Source organism: Paraburkholderia sp. BL6669N2 (genome assembly GCF_003387275.1).
Taxonomy (GTDB): domain Bacteria; phylum Pseudomonadota; class Gammaproteobacteria; order Burkholderiales; family Burkholderiaceae; genus Paraburkholderia.
The window spans coordinates 1,818,050-1,842,040 of record NZ_QUNA01000001.1; the positions used below are offsets into that span (position 1 = coordinate 1,818,050).

General features: G+C 63.1%; 23 protein-coding genes. 1 reads left to right on the forward strand and 22 read right to left on the reverse strand.

From position 1 onward, the window contains the following. Positions 1-16 precede the first annotated feature (16 nt). The 16 genes from B0G80_RS08380 to ndk form a co-directional block, all read right to left on the reverse strand. Entirely contained in the window at positions 17-607 is a 591-nt protein-coding gene (locus tag B0G80_RS08380) for a phosphoribosyltransferase (protein WP_106279509.1), read from the reverse strand. Between the two features lie 3 nt (positions 608-610). Then, positions 611-1,957, reverse strand: coding sequence for an adenylosuccinate synthase (locus B0G80_RS08385; RefSeq protein WP_116117685.1), 1,347 nt, complete (start codon positions 1,955-1,957; stop codon positions 611-613). A 215-nt stretch (positions 1,958-2,172) separates the two neighbouring features. Continuing rightward, positions 2,173-3,324, reverse strand: a complete 1,152-nt coding sequence (locus B0G80_RS08390; protein WP_116117686.1) for an ATP phosphoribosyltransferase regulatory subunit — start codon at positions 3,322-3,324, stop codon at positions 2,173-2,175. Between the two features lie 210 nt (positions 3,325-3,534). Further along, the gene (locus B0G80_RS08395) at positions 3,535-3,726 is read right to left on the reverse strand and encodes a DUF2065 domain-containing protein (protein WP_007181354.1); all 192 of its coding nucleotides are present in this window, start codon (positions 3,724-3,726) and stop codon (positions 3,535-3,537) included. 44 nt (positions 3,727-3,770) lie between these two features. Then, positions 3,771-4,673 (reverse strand): protease modulator HflC, encoded by a 903-nt coding sequence (hflC, locus tag B0G80_RS08400; protein ID WP_106279505.1) that lies wholly within the window; start codon positions 4,671-4,673, stop codon positions 3,771-3,773. A gap of 12 nt (positions 4,674-4,685) precedes the next feature. After that, positions 4,686-6,086, reverse strand: coding sequence for an FtsH protease activity modulator HflK (hflK, locus tag B0G80_RS08405; protein WP_116117687.1), 1,401 nt, complete (start codon positions 6,084-6,086; stop codon positions 4,686-4,688). Between the two features lie 49 nt (positions 6,087-6,135). Beyond that, positions 6,136-7,350 (reverse strand): GTPase HflX, encoded by a 1,215-nt coding sequence (gene hflX / locus B0G80_RS08410; protein WP_181919931.1) that lies wholly within the window; start codon positions 7,348-7,350, stop codon positions 6,136-6,138. Positions 7,351-7,380: 30 nt separating this feature from the next. After that, the gene (gene hfq, locus B0G80_RS08415) at positions 7,381-7,617 is read right to left on the reverse strand and encodes an RNA chaperone Hfq (RefSeq protein WP_006051315.1); all 237 of its coding nucleotides are present in this window, start codon (positions 7,615-7,617) and stop codon (positions 7,381-7,383) included. Positions 7,618-7,770: 153 nt separating this feature from the next. Beyond that, positions 7,771-9,108 carry a ribosome biogenesis GTPase Der gene (gene der, locus B0G80_RS08420; protein ID WP_116117689.1) on the reverse strand — a complete coding sequence of 446 codons (1,338 nt, stop codon included), beginning with the start codon at positions 9,106-9,108 and terminating at the stop codon, positions 7,771-7,773. Positions 9,109-9,564: 456 nt separating this feature from the next. Further along, a complete protein-coding gene (bamB, locus tag B0G80_RS08425) occupies positions 9,565-10,710 on the reverse strand; it encodes an outer membrane protein assembly factor BamB (RefSeq protein WP_116117690.1) in 1,146 nt (381 codons plus the stop codon). 86 nt (positions 10,711-10,796) lie between these two features. Beyond that, complete coding sequence (locus B0G80_RS08430) at positions 10,797-11,426, reverse strand: tetratricopeptide repeat protein (protein ID WP_106279496.1); 630 nt, start codon at positions 11,424-11,426, stop codon at positions 10,797-10,799. A gap of 78 nt (positions 11,427-11,504) precedes the next feature. Then, positions 11,505-12,845, reverse strand: a complete 1,341-nt coding sequence (hisS, locus tag B0G80_RS08435) for a histidine--tRNA ligase (RefSeq protein ID WP_116117691.1) — start codon at positions 12,843-12,845, stop codon at positions 11,505-11,507. A gap of 20 nt (positions 12,846-12,865) precedes the next feature. Then, positions 12,866-14,182 (reverse strand): flavodoxin-dependent (E)-4-hydroxy-3-methylbut-2-enyl-diphosphate synthase, encoded by a 1,317-nt coding sequence (ispG, locus tag B0G80_RS08440; RefSeq protein WP_116117692.1) that lies wholly within the window; start codon positions 14,180-14,182, stop codon positions 12,866-12,868. Between the two features lie 86 nt (positions 14,183-14,268). Then, positions 14,269-15,360 (reverse strand): helix-turn-helix domain-containing protein, encoded by a 1,092-nt coding sequence (locus B0G80_RS08445; RefSeq protein ID WP_116117693.1) that lies wholly within the window; start codon positions 15,358-15,360, stop codon positions 14,269-14,271. A 216-nt stretch (positions 15,361-15,576) separates the two neighbouring features. Next, entirely contained in the window at positions 15,577-16,728 is a 1,152-nt protein-coding gene (gene rlmN, locus B0G80_RS08450; protein ID WP_116117694.1) for a 23S rRNA (adenine(2503)-C(2))-methyltransferase RlmN, read from the reverse strand. 160 nt (positions 16,729-16,888) lie between these two features. Next, a complete protein-coding gene (gene ndk, locus B0G80_RS08455) occupies positions 16,889-17,314 on the reverse strand; it encodes a nucleoside-diphosphate kinase (protein ID WP_012433533.1) in 426 nt (141 codons plus the stop codon). Positions 17,315-17,606: 292 nt separating this feature from the next. On the opposite strand from ndk, the gene B0G80_RS08460 reads away from it, so the two are divergent. Further along, positions 17,607-18,305, forward strand: coding sequence for a Bax inhibitor-1/YccA family protein (locus B0G80_RS08460; RefSeq protein WP_106279488.1), 699 nt, complete (start codon positions 17,607-17,609; stop codon positions 18,303-18,305). 130 nt (positions 18,306-18,435) lie between these two features. Here the strand turns inward: B0G80_RS08460 and B0G80_RS08465 are convergent, their stop codons facing one another. The 6 genes from B0G80_RS08465 to B0G80_RS08490 form a co-directional block, all read right to left on the reverse strand. Continuing rightward, positions 18,436-19,209, reverse strand: a complete 774-nt coding sequence (locus tag B0G80_RS08465) for an MBL fold metallo-hydrolase (protein WP_116117695.1) — start codon at positions 19,207-19,209, stop codon at positions 18,436-18,438. 7 nt (positions 19,210-19,216) lie between these two features. Next, complete coding sequence (gene bamC, locus B0G80_RS08470; protein ID WP_116117696.1) at positions 19,217-20,356, reverse strand: outer membrane protein assembly factor BamC; 1,140 nt, start codon at positions 20,354-20,356, stop codon at positions 19,217-19,219. Between the two features lie 133 nt (positions 20,357-20,489). Next, positions 20,490-21,416 carry a 4-hydroxy-tetrahydrodipicolinate synthase gene (dapA, locus tag B0G80_RS08475; protein ID WP_116117697.1) on the reverse strand — a complete coding sequence of 309 codons (927 nt, stop codon included), beginning with the start codon at positions 21,414-21,416 and terminating at the stop codon, positions 20,490-20,492. Positions 21,417-21,459: 43 nt separating this feature from the next. Then, a complete protein-coding gene (locus B0G80_RS08480; protein WP_116117698.1) occupies positions 21,460-22,062 on the reverse strand; it encodes a bifunctional 2-polyprenyl-6-hydroxyphenol methylase/3-demethylubiquinol 3-O-methyltransferase UbiG in 603 nt (200 codons plus the stop codon). 17 nt (positions 22,063-22,079) lie between these two features. Continuing rightward, positions 22,080-23,282 (reverse strand): tryptophan--tRNA ligase, encoded by a 1,203-nt coding sequence (locus B0G80_RS08485; protein WP_106279479.1) that lies wholly within the window; start codon positions 23,280-23,282, stop codon positions 22,080-22,082. A 6-nt stretch (positions 23,283-23,288) separates the two neighbouring features. Further along, the gene (locus B0G80_RS08490) at positions 23,289-23,951 is read right to left on the reverse strand and encodes a site-2 protease family protein (RefSeq protein ID WP_106279477.1); all 663 of its coding nucleotides are present in this window, start codon (positions 23,949-23,951) and stop codon (positions 23,289-23,291) included. Positions 23,952-23,991: the final 40 nt, after the last annotated feature.

Sequence of the window (23,991 nt, forward strand, 5' to 3'; positions counted from 1 at the left end):
GGCGCCGAAGTGCGCATCACTTCTCCGACGACTCCTGCGCTTGCTGCATGCCGCGTTTGATCCAGGCGCCGAGATTATGCGGACGCACCGTGTCCCATTCCTCGAAAGGCTGATGGATCCACGGATTGGTAGGCAAATACTGGACGTGATAGTCGGGCTTCACCTTCGAGCAGCCCTTGTACCAGAGCACCGCCGAACGCACGGCAGTGATCGCCGGATAACGCTCTTTCAGATGCTGCTGAACACGCGCGAGGGTGACGCCCGAATCGACCAGATCGTCGACCAGCAACACGTTGCCATGCAGCTCGCCGCGCGTCATGGTGATGTATTGCGCGATGTCGAGTTCGCCCTGCTCCGTGCCGGCCGCTTCACGATACGAACTCGTGGCGAGAATCGCCAGCGGCAGATCGTAAATGCGCGAGAGCTGATCGCCGACACGCAGACCACCGCGCGCGAGGCACAGGATCTTGTCGAACTTCCAGCCCGACTCATGCACCTGCAACGCGAGCAATTCGATCAGCCGGTGATACTCGTCCCAGCCGACCCACAGGTTCTTGTCGTCGTTGCGCGGATCTTTCATCGCAATCATGGGTACACCTTGAACCATGGCTTAAACCTTGAACGGATGACGAAGCAGAATGGTTTCGTCGCGGTCCGGACCGGTCGACACCATGTCGATCGGAATGCCCGCGACTTCCTGCACACGCGACAGATAAGCGCGCGCATTCGTGGGCAGCTTGTCCCATTCCTTGATGCCGACGGTGCTTTCCTTCCAGCCCACGAAGGTTTCATACACCGGCTCGCAACGCGCGACTTCCGACGAACCGCGCGGCAGCAGGTCGACATGCTTGCCGTCGACCGTGTAGCCGACGCACAGCTTCACTTCGTCGAGACCGTCGAGCACGTCGAGCTTGGTCATGCACAAACCTGATACACCATTGATCTGGATCGAGCGGCGCAGCGCGGCGACGTCGAGCCAGCCGGTGCGGCGCGGACGGCCGGTGACCGAGCCGAATTCCTTGCCGACGGTAGCCAGTTCCAGGCCGATCGCTTCCTGACGGGCGGCGTTATCCGCGTCGTACAGTTCGCTCGGGAACGGGCCCGAACCGACGCGCGTGCAATATGCCTTGGTGATGCCGAGAATGTAGTTCAGCTTTTGCGGACCGACGCCCGCGCCGGCCGTGGCCGCACCCGCCACGCAGTTGCTCGACGTGACGTACGGATACGTGCCGTGGTCGATGTCGAGCAGCGTGCCTTGCGCGCCTTCGAACAGCAGGTTGCTGCCGGCCGCGTTCGCGTCGTAGAGACGGCGCGATACGTCGGTGACCATGGGCTTCAGACGATCGGCATAGCTGAGCATCGTGTCGAGCGTTTGCTGGAAGTCGACAGCGTCAACGCCCAGGTATTGCGTCAACACGAAGTTGTGGTAATCGAGATTTTCACGCAGACGTTCGGCGAAGGTTTCCGGCTCGAACAGGTCCTGCACGCGCAAACCGCGGCGCGCCACCTTGTCTTCGTAAGCCGGGCCGATGCCGCGGCCGGTGGTGCCGATCTTGGCCGCGCCACGGCGCTTTTCGCGGCCCTGGTCGATGGCGATGTGATACGGCAGGATCAGGGTGGTGGCTTCGGAAATGAAGAGGCGATTCTGAACATCGACCCCGGCGGCTTCGAGCTCGCCGATTTCCTTGAACAGCGCTTCCGGCGACAACACGACGCCATTGCCGATGTAGCACGCGACGCCGGGATGCATGATGCCCGACGGAATCAGACGCAAGATGGTTTTCTTGCCGCCGATGATAAGCGTGTGACCGGCATTGTGACCGCCCTGGAAGCGAACGACGCCTTGAGCGTGGTCCGTCAGCCAGTCGACGATCTTGCCCTTGCCTTCATCACCCCACTGGGTTCCCACGACGACGACGTTACGCCCGGGGTTCACATTCACTGCGCTGGCAGACATGTTGTTTCGTAAGCTGGTTAAAAACGTATTCTACCTATGTTCGCGGAACCTTCCGAATTTTTCCGTTTCCGCTCAACGGTATGCACGTTATGTTGGGTATTGCGAAAGTAGCGCGGCCGATGGCCGCGCCGCGTTTTAAGGGCACGCTCGATGCCGTCTGAGAAGCGCTGAGGATCACCCTCGGCCGGGTCTGACGGAACGCTCAGGCAACGCGCTCAGGCGCGCGGTTCGACGACCCAGTTGCCGTTGCGCTCGACCAACACGCGGTCGAAAGCGAATTCGTCCAGATCGTGTTCATGGCCGGGCAGCGCCTGAATCACCACTTCACCGGCATCGCGCAACGCGGCGACGCTCACGCGCAATGCTTCGTCGTGCTGCCACGGCGCGAGAATCGCGCTGCTGCGCGCTTCGACCGGCGAAATCCGCGCCACTTCGCGCAGATCGAGCGAAAAGCCGGTGGCCGCCCGCGCGCGGCCATACGCCTGGCCCACATGGTCGTAACGGCCGCCGCGCGCTACCGCATTGGGCACGCCGTCCACATACGCCGAGAACATCACGCCGCTGTGGTAAGCATAGCCGCGCAGATCGGCGAGATCGATCATCACTTCGGCGCCGTCCACCTGGCTTGCGAGGAACGCGAGGTCGTCGAGCGCGCGGGCGATGGCCGGCGCGTTCGGCAAGCGCGCGCGGGCTTCGTCGAGCACCGACGCGTCGCCGTACAGCGTGGGCAACGCGCGCAAGGCGTCGCGGATCACCGGCGTCAGGTTGGCTGTCAGTTCGACGAGGCGCGGCACGTCCTTGCCCGCCAAGGCGTCGTAAAGCGACTGCCCGAGCTCGGCCGCGGCCGGCTCGGCTTCGATCAGCGCCGCGAGCACACCCGCGTGGCACAGATCGAGGCGCACTTTCGCGAGGCCGGCCAGACGCAGCGCGTCGAGCATCAACTGCTGGATTTCCAGGTCCGCTTCGAGGCCGGCGTGTCCATAGATTTCCGCGCCGATCTGGATTTGCTCGCGCGTGGCATGCAGGCCGCGCGGACGCGTGTGCGCGACATTGCCCGCATAACAAAGACGCGTCACGCCCTGGCGATTCAGCAGATGCGCGTCGATGCGCGCGACTTGCGGCGTGATGTCCGCGCGCAGGCCGAGCGTGCGCCCGGACAGCTGATCGACCAGCTTGAAGGTCCGCAGGTTCAGATCGTGCCCGCCGCCGGTCAGCAGCGACTCGATGTATTCGAGCAACGGCGGCATAACCATCTCGTAGCCGTACGAACGGAAACGGTCCAGCAAATGGCGCCGCAATTCTTCGATCTTGCGGGCTTCCGACGGCAGCACGTCGGCAATATTTTCGGGAAGTAACCAGGTCGACATCGATACAGTCCTACGACGTTGAACACGGCGGCTGGGTGCGCCGGTAAGTGAGAGTGAATGGCGGGCGGCGGCTCGATTTTGGCGGCCATCGCGGGCGTCTGGATTGGCTGCAGCGACCCTATCCGGCTTTTGGCCGCAGGGCGTTGCACGATGCGGCGTTCAGAGCACCGCGGGCCATGGCGGCCCGTCGCATCTGGCCGCCAAGCGCCTTCAGGTCACGATAAACAGCAGGATCAGCCCGAGCACCATCACGATCAGGCCACCCACCCGAATCTGATGCGGCGGCCGTTCCGCTATTTTACGGAACGTGTCGCGCCAGGCGCTCGGAAAAACGAAGGGAAACATTCCCTCGATAATCAGCATCAACGCGATCGCGAGCAGTAACGAGCCGGCTATATCCATGCGATTCAAAGGGCCGCGATGCGGGTGCCGCGGCGTTCCGGTTATCAGGGTTTGCGCGGGACCGCGGGAGCGTCCGGGGCGGCGCCGCCGGTCGGGCTACGCATGAAGCGGAAGAACTCGTTGCTCGGATCGACCACGATCACGTCGCCCGGCTTGAAGGTGTTCTTGTACGCCTGCATGCTTTGATAGAACTGGTAGAACTGCGGGTCGCTGCCGTAAGCGTCGGCGGCGATCTGCGCTGCCTTGGCATCGCCTTCGCCCTTGATGGTCTGCGCCTGACGATAACCGTCCGCGAGAATCGCCTGTTGCTGGCCGATCGCGTCCTGCCTGATCTTGTCGGCTTCGGCCGTGCCCTTCGCGCGTTCGTCGGCCGCGACCTGCTGGCGCGCGGCGATCATGCGCTTGTAGACCGAGTCCGCCATCGACGCCGGGAAATCGACGCGCGTCAATTGCACGTCGACCACCGACACGCCCAGCGATGCCGCCGCCTTGTCCATCGCGGCGCGCGCTTCGTCGGCGACGGCCTGTTGCCGCGCGAGCGCGTCGGACAGCGTGACCTTCGCGAACGCGTCGCCGAGCGCGCCGCGCGACAGCAACGCGAGCCGGTCCGGCAGGCTCTGCGCATCGCCGCGGGTTTCGGCGAGCAGCTTGAGCGGATCGGTCACGCGATATTTGAGAACCGGGTTCGCCAGCAGATCGATTTTGTCGGACGTCACGTAACGGTCTTCGTCCGGCGCATCGAGCGACTGTATGCGGTTATCGACCAGCGTGACCGTTTGCAACGGCGGCGGCAATTTCACATGCAGACCGGGGCCGAGCAGGCTCGGCGCTTCGTCGCCATGCGAGGACAGCACGGCCATGTGGCGCTGATCGACGACGAACACCATCGACGAAGCGGCAAACAGCACGATGACGACAGCCACGACGAGCGCAATGATCTTGTTCATGATGTGCGCTCCTTATTGAACGTCGTCTTCGCGCATACGGCTGCGGAAGGAGTCGCGTGAACGCAGCGCGTCGCTGCCGGCTGCGGCCTGGCTGGCCGGCGCGGCGGATGCCGCAGGCGCCGAAGCCGCGGAGCCGGTTGCGGAGGCGGACGGTGCAGCCAAAGGCGACGCGGCATTGCTCGCCGCTTGCGGCGCGGCAGCGGCCGTCGCGCCCGCTGCCGCACCCGAGGCGGCGGCAGCGTCGGCGACCCGCTGGCGAGTCTGCTCGACCAGCTTGTCGAGCGGCAGATACAGCACGTTGTTGCCGCTCTTGCTGTCCACGTACACCTTGGTCGTATTCGAATAGATCTGCTGCATGGTGTCCAGGTACATGCGCTCGCGAATCACCGCGGGCGCTTTCGAGTACTGCGCGTAGACCTGCTTGAAGCGTTCGGCGTCGCCTTGTGCCTGGGCCACGGTCTTCTCGCTGTAGGTTTTCGCTGCGTCGATCTGGCGCGCCACGTCGGCTTGCGCGCGCGGCAGAAGATCCGCGGCATAGGCTTCGGCATCGCGTTTCGCGCGGTCGTTTTCCTGACGGACTTTCGCGGCGTCGTCGAAGGCGGCCTGCACGCGGTCGGGCACCTGCACGCCCTGGATCGTCACACCGGTCACGGCGAGGCCGGACTGATATTCATCCAGGGATTGCTGGATCGCCGTCATGAGTTGCTGGCGAATTGTTTCGCGATCCTGATAGAGGATGTCATTGGTGCTGCGCGCGCCGACGATGTTGCGCACCGCCGCCTGGGCAGCCTGCATCACGCCCTGATCGGGATCGACGCTGCGAAACAGGTAATCGGTCGGCTTCTTCACCTGGTATTGCACGGCGAAGCGTACGTCGACGATATCCGCGTCGTGCGTGAGCATCGACGCGTCTTTCACATTCGCGAGACGCACCACGTTGTTGCGGCCCACTTCCACCTGGCGGATCTGGCCGATGTTGACGAGCTCGTGTGCTTCGAACGGATACGGCAGACGCCAGTGCACGCCCTGTCCCGCCGTGTAGCGATACTTGCCGAACTGCATGACCACACCGGCCTGGCCGTCCTGCACGACGAACACGCCACTGCCGAGATAAATGGCCAGCAGCACGCCGATCACGATGCCCACGCCGATCCGCGCGCTACGACCGTTGTCGGGACGCCCGCCACCCGAACCGCCGCCCTTGCGGCCGAACACCCGGCTCAAACGACGGTTGAAATCGCGCCACATCTCGTCGAGATCGGGCGGTCCCTCGCCGTCTTTGCTCGGCGGACGCTTCGGCTCGTTGGGACGTTGCCGGTCGCCATTGGCGTCTCCCCGGCCCCAGCGCGGATCGTTCAGTGACAGCATGGCGCGCATGCGCACCCAGATACTCCGCTCGTTGTAATCGTTCACCTGTGTTCGTTCACCAGAGTAGACAGCGGGTCAGTGCAATTGGAACGGGTCAGTGCCCGAGTTCTGGGACCTTGCGGTCGTCGCGTGGTGCTGCCGACCGGTCCTCTTCCGAGAGATCGACCAGCGTTTCGGGAAGAGGTTCGGCAGTTGCGATTTCAGCGATGGCTGCGCGCAATGTGTCCAACCCTTGCCCCGTGCGCGCGCTCAAAAAGACGCGCGAAATATTACCATACTCGTCCCTTTCAACCGCGTCCCCACGGGCCGCCAACTCCGGCACCGCGTCGATCTTGTTGAAGACCAGCACCTGCCGGATCGTGTCTGCACCGATTGCGTGCAATACCTCGTTCACCTGATCGATCTGGTCGAGCCGCACCGCGCTCGACGCATCGACCACGTGCAGCAGCAGGTCGGCGTGAATGGTTTCCTCGAGCGTGGCGCGAAACGCCGCCACCAGTTGGTGAGGCAGTTCGCGGATGAAACCGACCGTATCCGACACCACCACCTGCCCCGCTTCGTCGCCGAGATAGACGCGCCGCGAGGTGGTATCCAGGGTCGCGAACAACTGGTCGGCGGCGTACGCCTGAGCCTTGGTGAGCGCGTTGAAGAGCGTGGACTTGCCCGCGTTCGTGTAGCCGACGAGCGACACCGACATGGTCTGATTGCGGCTGCGCGCGCGGCGCTGCGTGCCGTGCTGACGACGCAGCTTTTCGAGTCGCGTCTTGAGCGCCTTGATGCGCTCGCCGATCAAACGACGGTCGGTTTCGAGCTGCGTTTCGCCAGGGCCGCGCAAACCGATACCGCCTTTTTGCCGCTCCAGGTGAGTCCATGCGCGGATTAGCCGCGTCGACAGATACTGCAGTTGCGCGAGCTCCACCTGCAGCTTGCCTTCATGGCTGCGGGCGCGTTGCGCAAAAATGTCGAGGATCAGACTGGTGCGATCGATCACGCGCCGATTAAGCGCCTGCTCCAGATTGCGCTGCTGCGCAGGCGCCAGCGCGTGATTGAAAATGACGAGTTCGATGTCGTTCGCCTCACACGCAAGACGCAGTTCTTCGGCCTTGCCGCTGCCGACGAACATCTTGGCATCGGGACTGGACCGGCGCCCGGTGAGGGTGACTATGGGATTCGCGCCCGCGCTTTGCGCGAGCAGGCTGAGTTCTTCCAGGCTGGCTTCGAAATCGATCTTACCGAAGTCGATGCCGACAAGCGCTGCATTAATCAAATTGGAGGGTATCAAGATGAGGCGGCCGGGAGTAATCGCCAACGGGCGACGCTACGCCGGCCGCGACGGGGGTTAGGACTGTTCAGAATCCGGGTGGAAATTCACCGGACGGGCTGGCACGACTGTCGAGATTGCGTGCTTGTAGACCATCTGGGTGACCGTATTCCGGAGCAACACGACGTACTGGTCGAACGATTCGATGTTCCCTTGAAGCTTGATGCCGTTGACCAGATAGATCGACACCGGCACATGCTCTTTACGCAGTGCGTTCAAAAACGGGTCTTGTAACAATTGCCCTTTGTTGCTCATAGCAAACTCCGTGTTTTTTTGCAGGTTGACTGAATTGACGCGGAAGAAAAAGAGATCCAGCGTCAACCGCTACACTATAGCCGATTTTCATTTTTGCGCGGGAGGCCTGGCCAGGCGGCCAAAGCCAGCACACACGCGGGTTTCAGCCTAGGTCTAGCCTTTATCCGCGTAAGGGTTCGTCGACGATCTGAACTCTATGCGCAATGGAGTCCCAGTCAGCTTGAAAGTTTCCCTGAAGCGGTTTTCCAGATAGCGTTTGTACGTTTCGGTGATCGCATCGAGCGCATTGCCGTGAATCACGATGATCGGCGGATTCTGTCCGCCCTGGTGCGCGTAACGCAGTTTCGGGCGCACCGGACCGCGTCGGCGCGGCTGCTGGAATTCGACGGCATCGATCAACGCGCGTGTGAGCTTCGGCGTCGGCAGCTTGGCCATGGCGGCTGCGTAGGCGTCGTCGACCGAGCGCATCAACGGGCCGATCCCGGTTTTTTCCGCGGCGGAAATGAAATGGAATTTGGCGAAGTCGAGAAATTTTAGTTTGCGCTCGAGGTCCGCTTTGGTGCGGTCGCGCACATGCGGATCGAGACCGTCCCACTTGTTCACGCCCACCACCAGCGCACGGCCCTGCTCCACCACGAAGCCGGCAATGTGCGCGTCCTGCTCCGAAATGTCCTGGCGCGCGTCGAGCAGCAGGATCACGACGTTGGCGTCGGAGATCGACTGCAGCGTCTTCACCACCGAGAATTTCTCGATCGCTTCGAACACTTTGCCGCGGCGGCGCAAACCGGCGGTGTCGATCAGCGTATACGGCTTGCCGCCGCGTTCGAAATCGACATAGATCGAATCGCGCGTGGTGCCTGGCATGTCGAACGCGATCACGCGCTCTTCGCCCACCAGTGCATTGATCAACGTCGACTTGCCGACATTCGGACGGCCGACGATCGCAATCTTCACGCCGCGCGTCTGCTTCTCTTCGTCGCTTTCTTCCGGCTGGCCGGCGTAGGCGACTTCGAGCGCCTCGTTGATCATTTCGGTGACGCCGTCGCCATGCGCCGCGGAAATCGCGCGCGGGTCGCCGAGGCCGAGTTCGTAGAAGTCGGCGGCGACGTTGCTGTACTTCATGCCCTCCGCCTTGTTGACGACCAGGAAAATCGGCCGGCCGACCTTGCGCAGATAGTCGGCGATCGACTTGTCCTGCGGCGCGAGGCCATTGCGACCGTCGACGATGAACACGACGATGTCCGATTCCTCGACCGCCTGGCGGGTTTGACGCGCCATTTCGTGCAGGATGCCTTCTTTCGCGACCGGCTCGAAGCCGCCGGTGTCGACGACCAGATACGGCCGGTCGCCGGCGCGCCCCTCGCCGTAATGGCGATCGCGGGTGAGACCGGGCAGGTCGGCAACCAGCGCATCACGCGTGCGCGTGAGCCGGTTGAACAGCGTGGATTTCCCCACATTGGGGCGCCCGACGAGGGCAATAACGGGTTTCATCAGATGTTGTTCACGGTGAAACGCGGGATCGAAATCGACCGGCCGCGTAGCGACGCCATGCGGCCGCTACACGGCAGCGTTTGACGAAAATTATCACGAATTCGGCCAGCCCCGGATGTGCTGTCAATATGCACGCCCGGGCGGACGGGGGTTTGGCTGTATGGGCGACGCCAGCGGGCCGCCAGATTCAGTCTTGATTGCTCGACGGCTCGCACGCCGGTTCGAAACCGATTCTGTGCGGTATTGGCGAACCTGCCGTCGAAGGTGATGCCGCAAGCACTCACCGATGGCCACGTGGGCCCGTGCGCCATATCTGATCCGACTTGCCGGACCAGCCAGTCCGGCGGAATTCTTTTACTTACTCTGCCCTGCTACTACAACTCGAACTGCATCTCAGTAAAACGCGCGCGGCCGGCGAAGCCGGCCTGCGCGCCAGACAGCGATTGCTGCGCGCGATCAGCGCGGGCGGTAGCCGTACAAATCGCCGTCGTGCGTCAGCACCACCAGCGTTTCGCCGGCGAGCACCGGCGCTGCGGTGATCGGGCTACCGTCGGTCTTCACGCGCGCGACCAGCGTGCCGTCGTCGCGGGACAGGAAGTGCACGTAGCCCTGATAGTCGCCGAGTACCGCGGCGTGACCCAGAATGAACGGCACGCTCAGGTCGCGGTTCTTCAGCTTGTCGTTCTTCCACAGCGGCGCGCCGCTGTTGGTATCGAACGCCGACACCACCGACCAGTCGTCCGCCGCGACCACGGCGCGCTCATCCTGCGCCAGACCGCTCGTGCTCGAAAACGCCTTTTCCCACACGGCGCGGCCCGAGTTCGCGTCGAAACAGCCAATCTGGCCCTGGAACGTCACGGCGCAGGTTTCCGAACCGACCAGCGTGGGCGGACCTGTCACGTCGTTGATGCGCTCGACTTCCGTCACGCCCTTCGGATACGACACCGGCGTTTGCCAGTAGTTGTCGCCCGTTTGCAGGTTGATCGCCGCGAACGCGCCGCCGGGGAAACCGGCCAGCACGGCCGCGTCGCCCGCGAACGTCATGCCCGACGACACGCGCAGATTGAGCGGCACCGCGCGGTTGCGGTAGTTCCACTTCTGCTCGCCGGTTTGCGCGTTGAACGCGGTGATCTGACCGTCGACCGTACGCACCACCACGAGGCCGTTGCCGACGAGCGGCGGCGAAATGATTTCGCCCGGCGCCTTGGCGGTCCAGAGTTGCTTGCCGTCCGCGCCGAGCACGTAGACGTCGCCCTTCAGGCCGCCGACCGCGGTGAGTGTGCCGTCGCTGCCGACACCTGCCGACAGGTCGTCGTGCAGTTTGACGCGCCAGACGTCCTGACCGGTCTGCGCGTCGATCTTCGCCACCGAACCGTTCGCGCCGGCCGCGTACACCGCGTTGCCCACCGCAACCGGCGAGAACAGGTAACGGCCTGCCTTACCGACGCTCGCCTTCCAGGCCTGCTGCACGTCGAGCACGGGTTTGAACTCGGTGAGCGGCGTGGGCACGCGGCGCTCGTCTTTCGTGGATGAGCAAGCCGCCATGGTGAGCACGGTCATCGCACAGGCAACGGGCACAGCGTAACGTTTCAGCAGATTCATCGGTGGACGAAGCATTCAGGAAATTAGTTAAAAGAGACCGGTTGGTCGTTGCACGCGGCGCTGATTGGGGCGCTCATGTGCGGCGATCAGCCGCCCAGCGCGTCCAGCTTGAACTGAATCAACTGGCGTGCCGAGCTATCGTTTTTCGACAGCGAGTCGAGCGCGAGCTTATAGGCCGCGCGTGCATCGTCACGCTTGCCTTGGGCGGCGAGCAGATCGCCGCGGCCGTTCGCCACGATGCCCTTGAACGCGTCGGATTGCGGTTCGGCGAGCAAGGCGAGGCCCTGATCGTAAGCCTTGTCGTCGAGCAGCAACGAAGCGAGACGCAGCTTGGCGATCTGCTTGAACTCGTCATCTTTCGCGTGATCGATGGTCCATTGCAGTTGCGCCTTCGCGGCGGATTCGTCGCCCGCGGCGTACAGCGCCTTGGCGGCGCCCAGCGCGGTCATTTGCGCATACGCGGTGCGGCTGAACTTGTCTTCCATGTCGGTGGCGACGCGCGTGATCTTCGCCTTGTCACCCGATGCCACGGCTTGCTGCACCTGGTCATACAGCACGGCGGCTTCAGCCGCCTGACGCCGTTGCCAGAAATTCCAGCCGTTCCAGCCGGCGGCGGCCACCAGTGCCACCAGCACGATCCATGTGGTTGCATTGCCCCACTGCGTCCACCATGCCTTCAGACTTTCAATCGATTCTTGTTCGTCGTGGTAACTCATTGCCCGGCGATTTCCTCTTTCTTGCTACGTGTGCGTGTCGAATCCGATTGAAAACCAACCAGCTCGACGACATCGCGATCAGTCGTCGCCGTCTTCGGCGGTTGCAACCATCGCATTGATTAGAAATTCGGTCAAGTCTTCGGCCGGCACGTTTTGTTGCTCGTTTTTACCGCCGTTAGCATTTGTATCGCGCAGCGGTTTGACACCGACCGTGCCGTTGGTGATCTCGTCTTCGCCGAGCACCACGGCGAAGGCCGCGCCGCTTGCGTCGGCACGCTTCATCTGCGATTTGAAGCTGGCCGGTTGACCGTCGGCGCTGCAATGCAGGATCACGTCGAGACCGGTGTCGCGCAAACGCTCGGCGATGATAAAGGCTTGCTCGCGTGCCGCGTCGCCTTGATGGACCACGTACACGTCGCAACCTTCGTCTTCCGGCACGAGTTGCTCTTCCTTCAGCAGCTCGAGGATGCGCTCAATGCCCATTGCCCAACCGCATGCCGCCGTCGGCTTGCCGCCAAGCTGCTCGATCAGCGGATCGTAACGGCCGCCCGCCGCGACGGTACCTTGCGCGCCGAGCTTGTCGGTCACCCATTCGAACACGGTCAGATTGTAGTAATCGAGACCGCGCACGAGACGCGGATTGATCTTGAACGGGATATTGTTCGCCTTCAGAATGCGCTGCAAACCTTCGAAGTGCGCGCGCGATTCTTCGCCGAGAAAATCGATCAGCTTGGGCGCGTTCTGCGCGACTTCCTGCATGGCCGGATTCTTCGTGTCCAGCACGCGCAGCGGGTTCGTGTAGAGACGGCGCTTCGCTTCTTCGTCGAGCACGTCCATGTGCTTTTCGAGGTACGCGATCAATTCCACACGATGCGCCGCGCGTTCATCCGCGAGGCCCAGCGAGTTGATTTCGAGCTTGATGCCCATTAGCCCGAGGTCGTCCCACAAACGCTGGCACATCATGATGATTTCAGCGTCGGCATCCGGGCCGGCAAAGCCGAGCGCTTCCACGCCGACCTGATGGAACTGGCGATAACGGCCGCGCTGCGGACGCTCGTGACGGAACATCGGGCCGATGTACCACAGACGCTTCGGGCCGTCGTACAGCATGTTGTGTTCGATCGCCGCGCGCACCACCGCTGCCGTGTTTTCCGGGCGCATGGTCAGATTTTCACCGTTCAGTGCGTCGGTAAAGCTGTACATCTCTTTCTCGACGATGTCGGTCACTTCACCGATACCGCGCTTGAACAGCTGCGTATGCTCGATGATCGGCGTACGAATATTCTGGTATCCGTACGAACGCAGCATCGACTTGACGGTCGTTTCGAAAAATTCCCACAGCCCGGCTTCCTGCGGAAGGATGTCGTTCATGCCCTTCACGCCGGAGAGCTTTTCGAGCTTTTTCTTCTGTTCTGTCATCTGTATTCGAGAGCCGATGTTTAGTTGGCTACCGTGGCGCGGCCATAGCTGCGCTCGACGTAGTCACTCACGATTTGCTGGAATTCTTGCGCGATGTTGTCGCCGCGCAGCGTCTTGACCTTCTCGCCGTCGATGAACACCGGCGCGGCCGGGTTCTCGCCCGAGCCCGGCAGGCTGATGCCGATATTCGCCTGCTTCGACTCGCCCGGACCGTTGACGATGCAGCCCATCACCGCGACGTGCATCTTCTCGACGCCAGGATACTGATCGCGCCAAACCGGCATCTGCGTACGCAAATAGGTCTGGATTTGCGATGCCAGTTCCTGGAACAGCGTGCTGGTGGTGCGACCGCAACCCGGGCACGCGATCACCATCGGCGTGAACGAGCGCAGACCCATGGTCTGCAAAATTTCCTGGCCGACGATCACTTCGCCGGTGCGCGAGGCGCCCGGTTCTGGCGTGAGCGAAATGCGGATCGTGTCGCCGATGCCCTGCTGCAGCAATACAGACAACGCCGCCGTCGAGGCAACGATGCCCTTCGAACCCATGCCGGCCTCTGTCAAGCCCAGATGCAGCGCGAAGTCGCAACGGCGCGCGAGTTCGCGGTACACGGCGATCAGATCCTGCACGCCGCTGACCTTGCACGACAGAATGATCTGATTGCGCGACAGACCGAGTTCGACCGCCCGCTCCGCCGAGCCGATCGCCGACTGGATGAGCGCTTCGTACATCACGCTTTGCGCTTCCCACGGCGTGGAACGCGCGGCGTTCTCGTCCATCATCTTCGCGAGCAGATCCTGATCGAGGCTGCCCCAGTTGACGCCGATACGCACCGGCTTATCGTACTTCGCCGCGGCTTCGATCATCTGCGCGAACTGCGTGTCGCGTTTCGCGCCGTGACCTACGTTGCCCGGATTGATCCGGTACTTGGACAACGACTCCGCGCACGCCGGGTAATCGCGCAACAGCAAATGGCCGTTGTAATGGAAGTCGCCGACCAGCGGCACCGACACGCCCATGCGGTCGAGCTGCTCGCGCACGGCCGGCACGGCCGCAGCCGCTTCCGGTGTGTTCACCGTGATACGCACCAGCTCCGAGCCGGCTTGTGCCAGTTCCTTGATCTGGATCGCGGTGCCGATCGCGTCCGCGGTGTCCGTGTTGGTCATCGACTGGATGCGCACTGGCGCGTCGCCGCCGATGGTAACGAGCTGGCCGCCCCAACGGACGTCCACCGCGTGCGACTTGCGCCGCGGTGCCTGGCCGCCGAACACCGGCTCGTTGGAAACGATCTTGCTACTGGATTGGGATTGAGCTTCGGATTGCATCGAAAAACCCATTTACGCCGCATGCGCCACACAAAAGACGTCGCGCCTGAATTGAAAAAGCGCCGCGGACCGGTTGGCCGCGGCGCATACCGTATCTGTCAAGGCAGCGCGAAACGCGCCACGTTGCCCTTGGCCGCCGCATATTTCGCGGGATCGACCGGCTGGCCGTCGAGCGTCAGCGAGTCGAGGCCGGCCCTGTTGCCGAGCGTGACCTTGAAAGGCGCTTCGCCCGTTACTGCCTTGGTATCGCCTGCGTGCACGAGGCCGGAGAACACTTCCTTGCCATCTTTGCCACGCACGCTGAACCAGCTATCCTGCTTCACGCTCAACGCGACGGTCGACTGACCCGCAGCCGGCGTCACCGTAGCCGCCGGTGCGCTCGCGCCCGGCGCCGTTGCCCCAACCGGTGCCTGCGAACCCGTCTTAGGCGCGGCCACCATTGCCGTGACTGCCGGGGCCGACGAAGGTGCCGTACCCGTGGCGAGCGGCGCGGGCATCGGCGTAGCCGACGCTGCATTCTCCGCTGCCGCCTGCGTATCCGGCGCTGAAGCAGCCTCTTCCGCAGTCGCTTCCGAACCTGCCGATTGGCCCTGCGCCACCGCGCCCGATGCGCCGGTTGCGCCGCCAGTAGCACCGTTCGCGCTCGCTTTCAAGCGCGCCAGCCAGGCCGACGAATCGCCGCCATTGGTGTGCCACATGCCGAGCGCGATCACCGCGACGATCACCGCCGCCACGCCCCACAGCCACGAGCGGCTCTTTTGCCCACTGCCACCCAACGAGAGCGATACCTTGCCGCGCGGCAAATCCCTACCCGACGACGCCGGCATCGACAGATCCGGCGCGGGCACTCCCTTTTCGCGGCGCAGTGCCGCCGTGAACGGCGTGGGATCCGCACCGAGCATTTTCGCGTAGCTGCGCACCACGCCCAGCGCGAAGGTCGTATCCGGCAAGTGGCTGATGTCGCCCGATTCGAGCGCGCGCAGCTTGGTGACGGACACTTTCAAACGCGCCGACACGTCGTCGATCGTCCAGCCTTTCGATTCACGCAATTGGGTCAAGCGCGCGCCAACCGCCGCCAACGAATCCATGCCCGGCTGCACAACAGGCTGCACCGCCGCCCGTGCGACCGGTGCCGGATGGCTTTCGTTCGTGTCTGTGTCCTGCGGCTGCGGGTGCTGCGGCTCACTCATCCCAAATCCTTTCGCGTCGATTCTTTTTCACTCGTGCGAGCCGGACGGGCTAAAGCCTCACGTCCGAATCGCAGACCGTTTATAACAAAATGTGCGGCCTTGTGCGCCGCTTCCGATCGCTTCTGCAAACTTTCTTTTCAATCGACGCCGGCACAGCAGGTTGTCGCGCATTCGCGGAGCTTCTCCGAACGCGGGCGCCCTGCCGTTCCCGCGCGATTACACGGCGCGAACCTCGATCACCCTGGCTGCCTTCCCGGTGCGCTCAGCGAGGCGGGTGCGGTCTTTCACCGCGCCGGCCAACTGACCGCAGGCAGCGTCGATATCATCGCCGCGTGTCTTGCGCACCGTAGTGACGACGCCCGCGTCCATCAATACTTGTGCAAACCGCTTGATCTGCTCCGGTTTCGAGCGGATGAGGCCCGATTCGGGGAACGGATTGAACGGAATCAGATTGAATTTGCACGGCACGTCGCGCGTGACCGCGAGCAATTCGCGCGCTTGCGCTTCGCTGTCGTTCACGCCGTCGAGCATGCAATATTCAAACGTAATGAAATCGCGCGGCGCGACCTTCAGATAGCGCTGGCAAGCCGCCATCAGTTCGCGCAGCGGGTACTTCTTGTTCAGCGGCACGAGCATGTCGCGCAGCGGATCGCTAGGCGCATGCAAGGAGACCGCGAGCGCGACCGGCAGATCGGCGCCGAGCCGGTCCATCATGGGCACGACGCCCGAGGTGGACAGCGTGACACGGCGGCGCGACAGGCCGTAGGCGTTGTCGTCGAGCATCAGGCGCATGGCCGGCACGACCGCGTCGTAGTTGAGCAGCGGCTCGCCCATGCCCATCATCACGACGTTCGTGACGACCCGCTCGCCCTTGCCGTCGCCACCCGTGGCGCGCCCGCCGTCCACGCCGCGCGACGCGCGCAGCGCGAACTCGGCCATGCGCAACTGGCCGATGATTTCAGCGGTGGTGAGATTGCGGGAGAAACCCTGCTTGCCGGTCGAACAGAAACGGCAGTTGACCGCGCACCCGGCCTGCGACGACACACACAGCGTGCCGCGCGTTTCTTCGGGAATGTAGACGGTTTCAACCGCGTTGCTGTTGCCGACGTCGATCAGCCACTTGCGTGTGCCGTCGGTCGAAATATTGTCGCTGACGATGCCCGGCATCGAGATCGTGGCGCGCCCCTTGAGCTTTTCGCGCAAGGACTTCGCGAGATCGGTCATGCCGTCGAAGTCGGCAGCGTTGTATTGGTGAATCCAGCGCTGCAATTGTTTGGCGCGAAACGGCTTCTCGCCCAGGCTGTCGCAGTAAGCGACAAGCCCTTGGGCGTCGAGGTCGAGAAGGTTGACGGTGGGACTGCTCGTCATATCGAATCCTGCCATTTCAGTGCGAGACTGCGTTCATGCAACAAGCTGCATGAACGCAATGCCGTTCGCGCCCATTCCTGCTGCTTTTACCTTACTACTTTGCCGGGCGATTCGTGCGATAAATCCGGTCGGCTGCACGAATCGCGCACGGGAGTTCTGCTTAGCGCGAGTACACGTTCACTTGCGGGAAGAAGAACGCGATTTCAACGGCAGCGGTTTCAGCGGCGTCCGAACCATGCACTGCGTTCGCGTCGATGCTGTCGGCGAAGTCGGCGCGGATCGTGCCCTTTTCCGCCTTCTTCGGGTCCGTTGCACCCATCAGATCACGGTGCTTCAGGATGGCGTTCTCGCCTTCCAGCGCTTGCACGACGACCGGGCCCGAGATCATGAAATCGACCAGGTCCTTGAAGAACGGACGTGCAGCGTGCACAGCGTAGAACTTCTCCGCGTCGGCGCGCGACAGGTGAACCATGCGCGAAGCCACGATCTTCAGACCAGCGTTTTCGAAACGGCTGTAGATCTGGCCGATCACGTTCTTGGCCACTGCGTCCGGCTTGATAATCGACAGGGTGCGTTCGATCGCCATAAAAACTCCAAAAAATTAAGAGGTTACAGATTCAAATGAATCCGCTATTGTAGCATGTTCCCGTGTATGATTGCGATTGAACCCTTACAGAATTGAAAGACTCCAAGCAGGAGTTTCCGAATACTGGTAGCGTAGGTGGTGCGGTATTTTCACGGTATTGAAACTCCCCGCCCGCGCGCCAATCTTAGGGATGAGAGCGCTGCTGGCGGCGGGAAATCCTGCCGGCGCCGCACCACTTGCTACAACCCGCTTCACAACCATACGCATCACGCTTCTGAGGTAAGGAGAGACCATGAACGAACATCCGTATAGCTTTGGCCGCAATGGCGCGGTCAGCACGGTCGAAACGCGTAACCGCGTGCTACGGAACACCTACTGGCTGCTCGCGCTGTCCATGATTCCGACAGTGCTGGGCGCGTGGGTGGGCCTCACCACCGGTTTCTCGCTGTTCGCCGCCACGAGTCCCGCCATGAGCATGCTGGCGTTCTTCGCGATCGCCTTCGGCTTCATGTTCGCCATTCAGAAGACCAAAGACAGCGCGGCCGGCGTGTTCGTGCTGCTCGGCTTCACGTTCTTCATGGGCCTGATGCTCTCGCGCATCCTGAGCTTCGTGCTCGGTTTTTCGAACGGCCCGTCGCTGATCATGCTCGCCTTCGGTGGCACTGGTGTGATCTTCGCGTCCATGGCAACCATCGCCACGGTCAGCAAGCGCGACTTCTCGGGTCTCGGCAAATGGCTGTTCATGGGCGTGATCGTGCTGCTGCTCGCCTCGGTCGCGAACGTGTTCCTGCATCTGCCGGCGCTGATGCTCACGGTGTCGGTCATGGCCATCGTGATCTTCTCGGCCTACATGCTGTTCGACGTGCAGCGCGTCGTGAACGGCGGTGAAACGAATTACATCACCGCTACCCTCGCGATCTACCTGGATCTGTACAACGTGTTCGTGAACCTGCTGGCGCTGCTCGGCATCTTCGGCGGCAATCGCAACTAAGCCTGATTTGGGGCGCGGCGTTCGAAACGCCACCGCCCTGAAAGACAAAGCCCATAACGAGCAATCGTTATGGGCTTTTTTTCATGGCGCCCCGGCGTCTGCCGCGCGCAAATCCAGCGTCAGACGCGCGTCACACGCTCAGCCACGCAAACCCCTCATCTTGGGACGCCACCACCACTTCCGTCGGCGCCGCGCCCAGCACACCGGCCATCGCTGCCTGCGCCAGTTCCGGAAGATTGTTCTGCTGGCTCAAATGCGCGGCAACCAGATGGCGCAATCGCGAGCGATCGAGCGAGGCGAGAACTTCAGCCGCCGCGTCGTTGTTCAAATGGCCATGATTCCCGCCGATGCGCGCCTTCAGCGACTGCGGATAGCGGCTGCCCGCCAGCATCCGCACGTCGTGATTGCATTCGAGCACCAGCGCGTCGCAGCCACTCAGCACCGAGCTGATATGCGGCGTGGACGTGCCGACATCCGTCAGCACGCCGAGCCGGCTCGCGCCGTTCGACAGCACGTATTGCAGCGGCTCGCGCGCGTCGTGCGGAACGGTGTAGGGAAGAATGCTGAGGTCGCCGATCGCCACCGCTTCGTCGCCCCACAGCACCTGCAGATCAATATCGGCCTCGTCGGCGCCCACCGCGCGGGCGGTGCCCCAGCTCATGTACAACGGAATCGACCACTTGCGCGCCAGCGTCAGCGCGCTGCCAATGTGGTCGCTATGTTCATGCGTGATCAATATCGCGTCGAGACCCTCGACGCTCGCGCCGAGCCGCGTTAGACGCCGCTCGACTTCCTTGGCCGAAAAACCGCAGTCGAGCAACACGCGTGTGGTGGTTGCCCCGTTTTGCGCTTCCACCAGCAACGCATTGCCTTCACTGCCGCTACCGAGACTCGCGAACCTCACAGTCCGCTTAGTTCAGTTGCGCGTGCAGCAGCGTCACGATGCGCTGCGCGTCGGACGAATTGTCGACCTGCCCGTTCGCCGTCAGCACCGCCACCTGCGTCACCGTGTCGCCCTTCGAACGCACGTTGACGAGGAATTCCTGGCTCGGCTTCTTCGACGAATTGCCGCTGTAAAACAGCTTGCCGAGCAGCCCTTCCTTCTTCAGCTCCTGCATGGAGTCCGCATAGCGCACGTAGTAGATGCCCTTCGCGCGATCGCGGTTGTCGACGGTAAAGTTGGTGCGGTCGAGCGCGAGGCCCACGCGCAGCCACGCGCGATCGAACGACTCAGGCAGGTCGAGCGTGGATGCGCCCGCGCTCTGGTCGATCGTGGCCGGCGCAACCGCTGTGCGCGCGTCGGTCAGCAGTTGCTTCGATTGCGCTTCGGTCAAGCCGAACTTCTGCATCAGCTTGGTGAGGAACAGGGCCTCGAGCGCCGGATCGCGCGGCCGCTCCTCCCAACGCGACGACGTCTTGTCCTGCCCCGTCAACACTTCCTCCATGGCGCTGTGCGTAATGGAGATGTCGGTCGTGTCGCCCGGCGCGCGCGACACGAGTGTGCGGAAGCTGTCACGCGTGCCCGACGAATACGCGAAATCGATGACCTTGCCCACCGTGCGGCGGAACCAGTCGTCCGGAATGTTGGCGCGGTTTTCCGCCCAGTCGGTCGTCATGATGCCGGTGGCCGGCGCGTCGGTCTTCAGCGCGAAGCCGTTTTCCTGCCAGAACTCCTGCAACTGCGGCCAGAGCTGATCCGGCGAGCGGCCGTCGACGACCAGCCAGCGGCGATCGCCATCACGTTCGATGTGCATGCCGAGCGGATCCTGCGCGTTCGGCTGGCCTTCGGTCGTATTGCCGGCAGCCGTCACCGCGCGCTTCTGCGCGCCGCCCAATGCCAGATTGGCCGGCGGTGCGACATACCGCTCGTCGGTCTTGGTGGTGCTCAAATCGTTTGGAACGGCGAGCGGCGGCGCGCTGCCCGCCCCCTTGTAGTTGACGCGGTCGGAAGCAAACCAGTCGTTCAGCGTGTCACAGCCGGCGAGCGTCGTGAGGGCAAGCGCCAGCGCCGCCATGCGGGTTGCGTGGAGGGAAAGTGCGGAACGTTTCATGAGGTCCTTCGTGATGCTGGAACGCGGTGCCTTGGTTCTGTGTGCCGGGAACGTGGGCTGGATCGACGTCGGTTAAGGGAGTGCCGGTGGCAGGCTTTCGTTAGCGCTACTGGGTGCCGCGGACGCTATCCGCCTAGCCCAGCAGGCCCGCTTCGCGCAGCGCGGCGCGCACCACCTCGTGGTATTGCGCGTCGAGCGGCGTGAGCGGCAGGCGGATTCCGCCCTGCACACGACCCAATTGCTGCAGTGCCCATTTGGCCGGAATCGGATTCGATTCGATGAACAGGTTCTTGTGCAGCGACAGGAGTTTCAGATGAATTTCACGCGCGGTCTTCGCATCCGCAGCCAGGGCGGCCTTGCAGAGCTCGCTCATCGCCCGCGGCGCGACGTTGGCGGTGACCGAAATATTACCGTGGCCGCCCAGCAGCATCAGCGCGATCGCGGTGGGATCGTCGCCGCTGTAGATGCCGAAGTGCGACGGCGCGGACTTGATCAGATGCGCGGCGCGATCGATATTGCCGGTCGCTTCCTTCACACCGATGATGCCCGGCACCTGCGCGCAACGCAGAATGGTTTCGTTGCTCATGTCCGCAACGGTGCGGCCCGGCACGTTATACAGAATCACCGGCAGATCGACGGTTTCGGCGATCTTCGCGAAGTGGCGATAGATGCCTTCCTGCGTCGGCTTGTTGTAGTACGGGACGACCTGAAGCGTGGCGTCGGCGCCGACTTCCTTGGCCTGCCGGGTAAGTTCGATGGCTTCCGTCGTGGAGTTGCCGCCCGAGCCCGCGATCACCGGAATCCGGCCCGCCGTATGCTCGACTGCGGTCTTGACCATCAGCACGTGTTCTTCGACCGACAACGTGGCCGACTCGCCGCTCGTGCCGACCACCACGAGAGCGTTCGTGCCCTCCGCGACGTGCCAGTCGATCAGTTTGCGAAACGCCGGCAGATCGAGGCCGCCGTCTTCGAGCATCGGGGTGATGATGGCAGGAATGCTGCCGCGAATCTGAACGCCGGTATTGCTGCCTTGGTTGCCGCTGTGGTTGCCGTTAGTCATGAAACGCCATGAATTTGATCAGGTAAACCGCGATTGTAGCGGATTAGCCAGCCAACTCGTAACAAGGCGGGGGTGCCGCCTGCGCGGGGTCGACTGAGCGCTCCGCCTCCAGAATTGCGCAGATCCGCTGGACGTAGGCCGGGCGCGGCTGCGCGAGAAAACCGTCCTGAAAAGCGACAACCCGGAGCCGGCCGCGCACGCGGTCGAGGAGTTCGCCCGGCGCCAGCAGAAACGCCGGATTAGAGGGTTTGCCGACGCTTTCGTTTCCTTGCGCGAAGGTCTCGTAAACCAGTACGCCGCCGGGCGCGAGCGCGTCCACGAGCTGCGGAAAGAGCGGCCGGTGCAGGTAATTCGTCACCACGACGGCGGCGAATTTCGCGCCGGCCGGAAGAGGCCACGCGGCGCCTTCGAGATCGGCCTGGAGCGGAGTGACGAACGGCTCGCCGCGCAGCGCGTCGAGCGCCGCTGCGTCGCGGTCGATGGCGGTCACCCGATGCCCCAGCGACGCAAAGAAACGAGCATGCCGCCCCGCTCCGGACGCGACGTCGAGCACAGCGCCGCCCTTCGCGACCAGATGCGCCCAATCGCGCACCCACGGCGACGGCTCGCCCAATCCATGCACGGCGGCAGCAGCGGAACCACTCATGAGATCAGCGCCGCTCGTCAGTTGTACGAGAGCCCCATGGCTTCGCGTACGTCGCGCATCGTTTCCGTGGCGAACCGGCGCGCCTTGTCGCAACCGTCGGCAACGATCGCGCGCAACAGCGACGGATCGTCCATGTACTTCTGCGCGCGCTCGAGCATGGGCTGCTGCTCGCGCAGGATGCCTTCGATCACCGGCTGCTTGCACTCGAGGCAACCAATGCCGGCCGTGCGGCAACCCTTCTGCACCCATTCGTGGGTGGCTTCGTCCGTGTAGACCTGGTGAAGCTGCCACACCGGGCATTTGTCGGGGTCGCCCGGATCGGTGCGGCGTACGCGAGCCGGATCGGTCGGCATGGTGCGGACTTTTTTCGTGATGGTCTCCGCATCTTCACGCAGGCCGATCGTGTTGCCGTACGACTTCGACATTTTCTGGCCATCGAGACCCGGCATGCGCGACGCTTCCGTCAACATCGCCTGCGGCTCGACCAGAATGATCTTGCGCGAACCTTCGAGGTAGCCGAACAGGCGCTCGCGGTCGTTCATCGACAGGCTCTGCGACTCCTGCAACATGGCGCGCGCCTGTTCGAGCGCTTCGTCGTCGCCTTCCTGCTGGTAAGCGTTGCGCAGCTCGTGGTACAGCTTGGCGCGCTTGCCGCCGAGCTTTTTCGCGGCGTCGTTGGCCTTCTCTTCGAAGCCCGGTTCGCGGCCGTACAGATAGTTGAAACGGCGTGCGATTTCGCGCGTCATTTCAACGTGCGGCACCTGGTCTTCGCCAACCGGCACGAGCGAGCCGCGATACAGCAGAATGTCCGCCGCCATCAGCACCGGATAGCCGAGGAAGCCGTAAGTGGACAGATCCTTGTCCTTCAGCTTCTCCTGCTGCTCCTTGTAGGTCGGCACGCGTTCGAGCCAGCCGAGCGGCGTGCTCATGCCGAGCAGCAGCGCCAGTTCGGCGTGCTCGGGCACCTTGCTCTGAATGAACAGCGTGGCCTGCGCCGGATCGATGCCGGAGGCCAGCCAGTCGATCAGCACGTCCCAGACATTCTTTTCGATCACTTCGGGCGTTTCGTAGTGCGTGGTCAGCGCATGCCAGTCGACCACACAAAAAAAGCACGGGTACTCGGACTGCAGCCGCACCCAGTTTTTCAGCACGCCGTGATAGTGGCCGAGGTGCAACGACCCGGTGGGCCGCATGCCGGAGAAGATACGGTCTGGGAACATGGTTATCTAGAAAAGCGAAACAAGGGGAGTCAGAATGGCGGTGATCGCGCTATAGCCGATCGTGACCAGCGGGTTCAGCCAGTATCGCGTGAGCGTGCCCGTCATGACCAGCGCCATTACGATGAAAAACCCGTACGGTTCGAGGCGCGACAGCGTGATGGACTGCCGCGGCGGCAGCAGCGCCATCAGCACACGGCCGCCGTCGAGCGGCGGCAGCGGAAAAAGGTTGAGCACGCCGAGCACGAGATTCACGCCGACGCCCGCGCCCGCCATGCGCGTGAAGAACGGCTCGTCCACGTTCATGACCGCGAGCGCGACGCCGAACAGCCCCCAAATCACCGCCTGCACGAAGTTGCAGGCCGGGCCCGCAGCCGCGACCCACAGGCTGCCCCAACGCGGATTGCGCAGGTTGCCGAAGGCGACCGGCACCGGTTTGGCGTAGCCGAACATGAACGCGCCGCTCGTGGCGAAGTACAGCAGCAAGGGAATCGCGATCGTGCCGAGCGGATCGATGTGCCGCATCGGATTGACGGAGACGCGGCCGAGCACATAAGCGGTATTGTCGCCGAGCCAGCGCGCGACGTAACCATGGGCGGCTTCGTGCAGCGTGATGGCGAAAATCACCGGCAGCGCGTACACCGCAATGGTCTGTATCAGGGAAGAATCCATAACTCGTTATTGTAACAACGCGATTGCGTGCGTCTGTCCG

Excerpts from the sequence above, each read along its gene's own strand:
- hflC (WP_106279505.1), bottom strand. The coding sequence starts at position 4,673 with ATGAACAAGATCATTGCGCTCGTCGTGGCTGTCGTCATCGTGCTGTTT.
- B0G80_RS08485 (WP_106279479.1), bottom strand. The coding sequence starts at position 23,282 with ATGTTCCCAGACCGTATCTTCTCCGGCATGCGGCCCACCGGGTCGTTG.
- hisS (WP_116117691.1), bottom strand. The coding sequence starts at position 12,845 with ATGACAGAACAGAAGAAAAAGCTCGAAAAGCTCTCCGGCGTGAAGGGC.
- B0G80_RS08460 (WP_106279488.1), top strand. The coding sequence starts at position 17,607 with ATGAACGAACATCCGTATAGCTTTGGCCGCAATGGCGCGGTCAGCACG.
- B0G80_RS08480 (WP_116117698.1), bottom strand. The coding sequence starts at position 22,062 with ATGAGTGGTTCCGCTGCTGCCGCCGTGCATGGATTGGGCGAGCCGTCG.
- B0G80_RS08395 (WP_007181354.1), bottom strand. The coding sequence starts at position 3,726 with ATGGATATAGCCGGCTCGTTACTGCTCGCGATCGCGTTGATGCTGATT.
- B0G80_RS08380 (WP_106279509.1), bottom strand. The coding sequence starts at position 607 with ATGGTTCAAGGTGTACCCATGATTGCGATGAAAGATCCGCGCAACGAC.
- B0G80_RS08385 (WP_116117685.1), bottom strand. The coding sequence starts at position 1,957 with ATGTCTGCCAGCGCAGTGAATGTGAACCCCGGGCGTAACGTCGTCGTC.
- B0G80_RS08445 (WP_116117693.1), bottom strand. The coding sequence starts at position 15,360 with ATGAGTGAGCCGCAGCACCCGCAGCCGCAGGACACAGACACGAACGAA.
- B0G80_RS08430 (WP_106279496.1), bottom strand. The coding sequence starts at position 11,426 with ATGAGTTACCACGACGAACAAGAATCGATTGAAAGTCTGAAGGCATGG.
- bamC (WP_116117696.1), bottom strand. The coding sequence starts at position 20,356 with ATGAAACGTTCCGCACTTTCCCTCCACGCAACCCGCATGGCGGCGCTG.
- dapA (WP_116117697.1), bottom strand. The coding sequence starts at position 21,416 with ATGACTAACGGCAACCACAGCGGCAACCAAGGCAGCAATACCGGCGTT.
- ndk (WP_012433533.1), bottom strand. The coding sequence starts at position 17,314 with ATGGCGATCGAACGCACCCTGTCGATTATCAAGCCGGACGCAGTGGCC.
- ispG (WP_116117692.1), bottom strand. The coding sequence starts at position 14,182 with ATGGGTTTTTCGATGCAATCCGAAGCTCAATCCCAATCCAGTAGCAAG.
- rlmN (WP_116117694.1), bottom strand. The coding sequence starts at position 16,728 with ATGACGAGCAGTCCCACCGTCAACCTTCTCGACCTCGACGCCCAAGGG.
- hfq (WP_006051315.1), bottom strand. The coding sequence starts at position 7,617 with ATGAGCAACAAAGGGCAATTGTTACAAGACCCGTTTTTGAACGCACTG.
- der (WP_116117689.1), bottom strand. The coding sequence starts at position 9,108 with ATGAAACCCGTTATTGCCCTCGTCGGGCGCCCCAATGTGGGGAAATCC.
- bamB (WP_116117690.1), bottom strand. The coding sequence starts at position 10,710 with ATGAATCTGCTGAAACGTTACGCTGTGCCCGTTGCCTGTGCGATGACC.
- B0G80_RS08390 (WP_116117686.1), bottom strand. The coding sequence starts at position 3,324 with ATGTCGACCTGGTTACTTCCCGAAAATATTGCCGACGTGCTGCCGTCG.
- B0G80_RS08490 (WP_106279477.1), bottom strand. The coding sequence starts at position 23,951 with ATGGATTCTTCCCTGATACAGACCATTGCGGTGTACGCGCTGCCGGTG.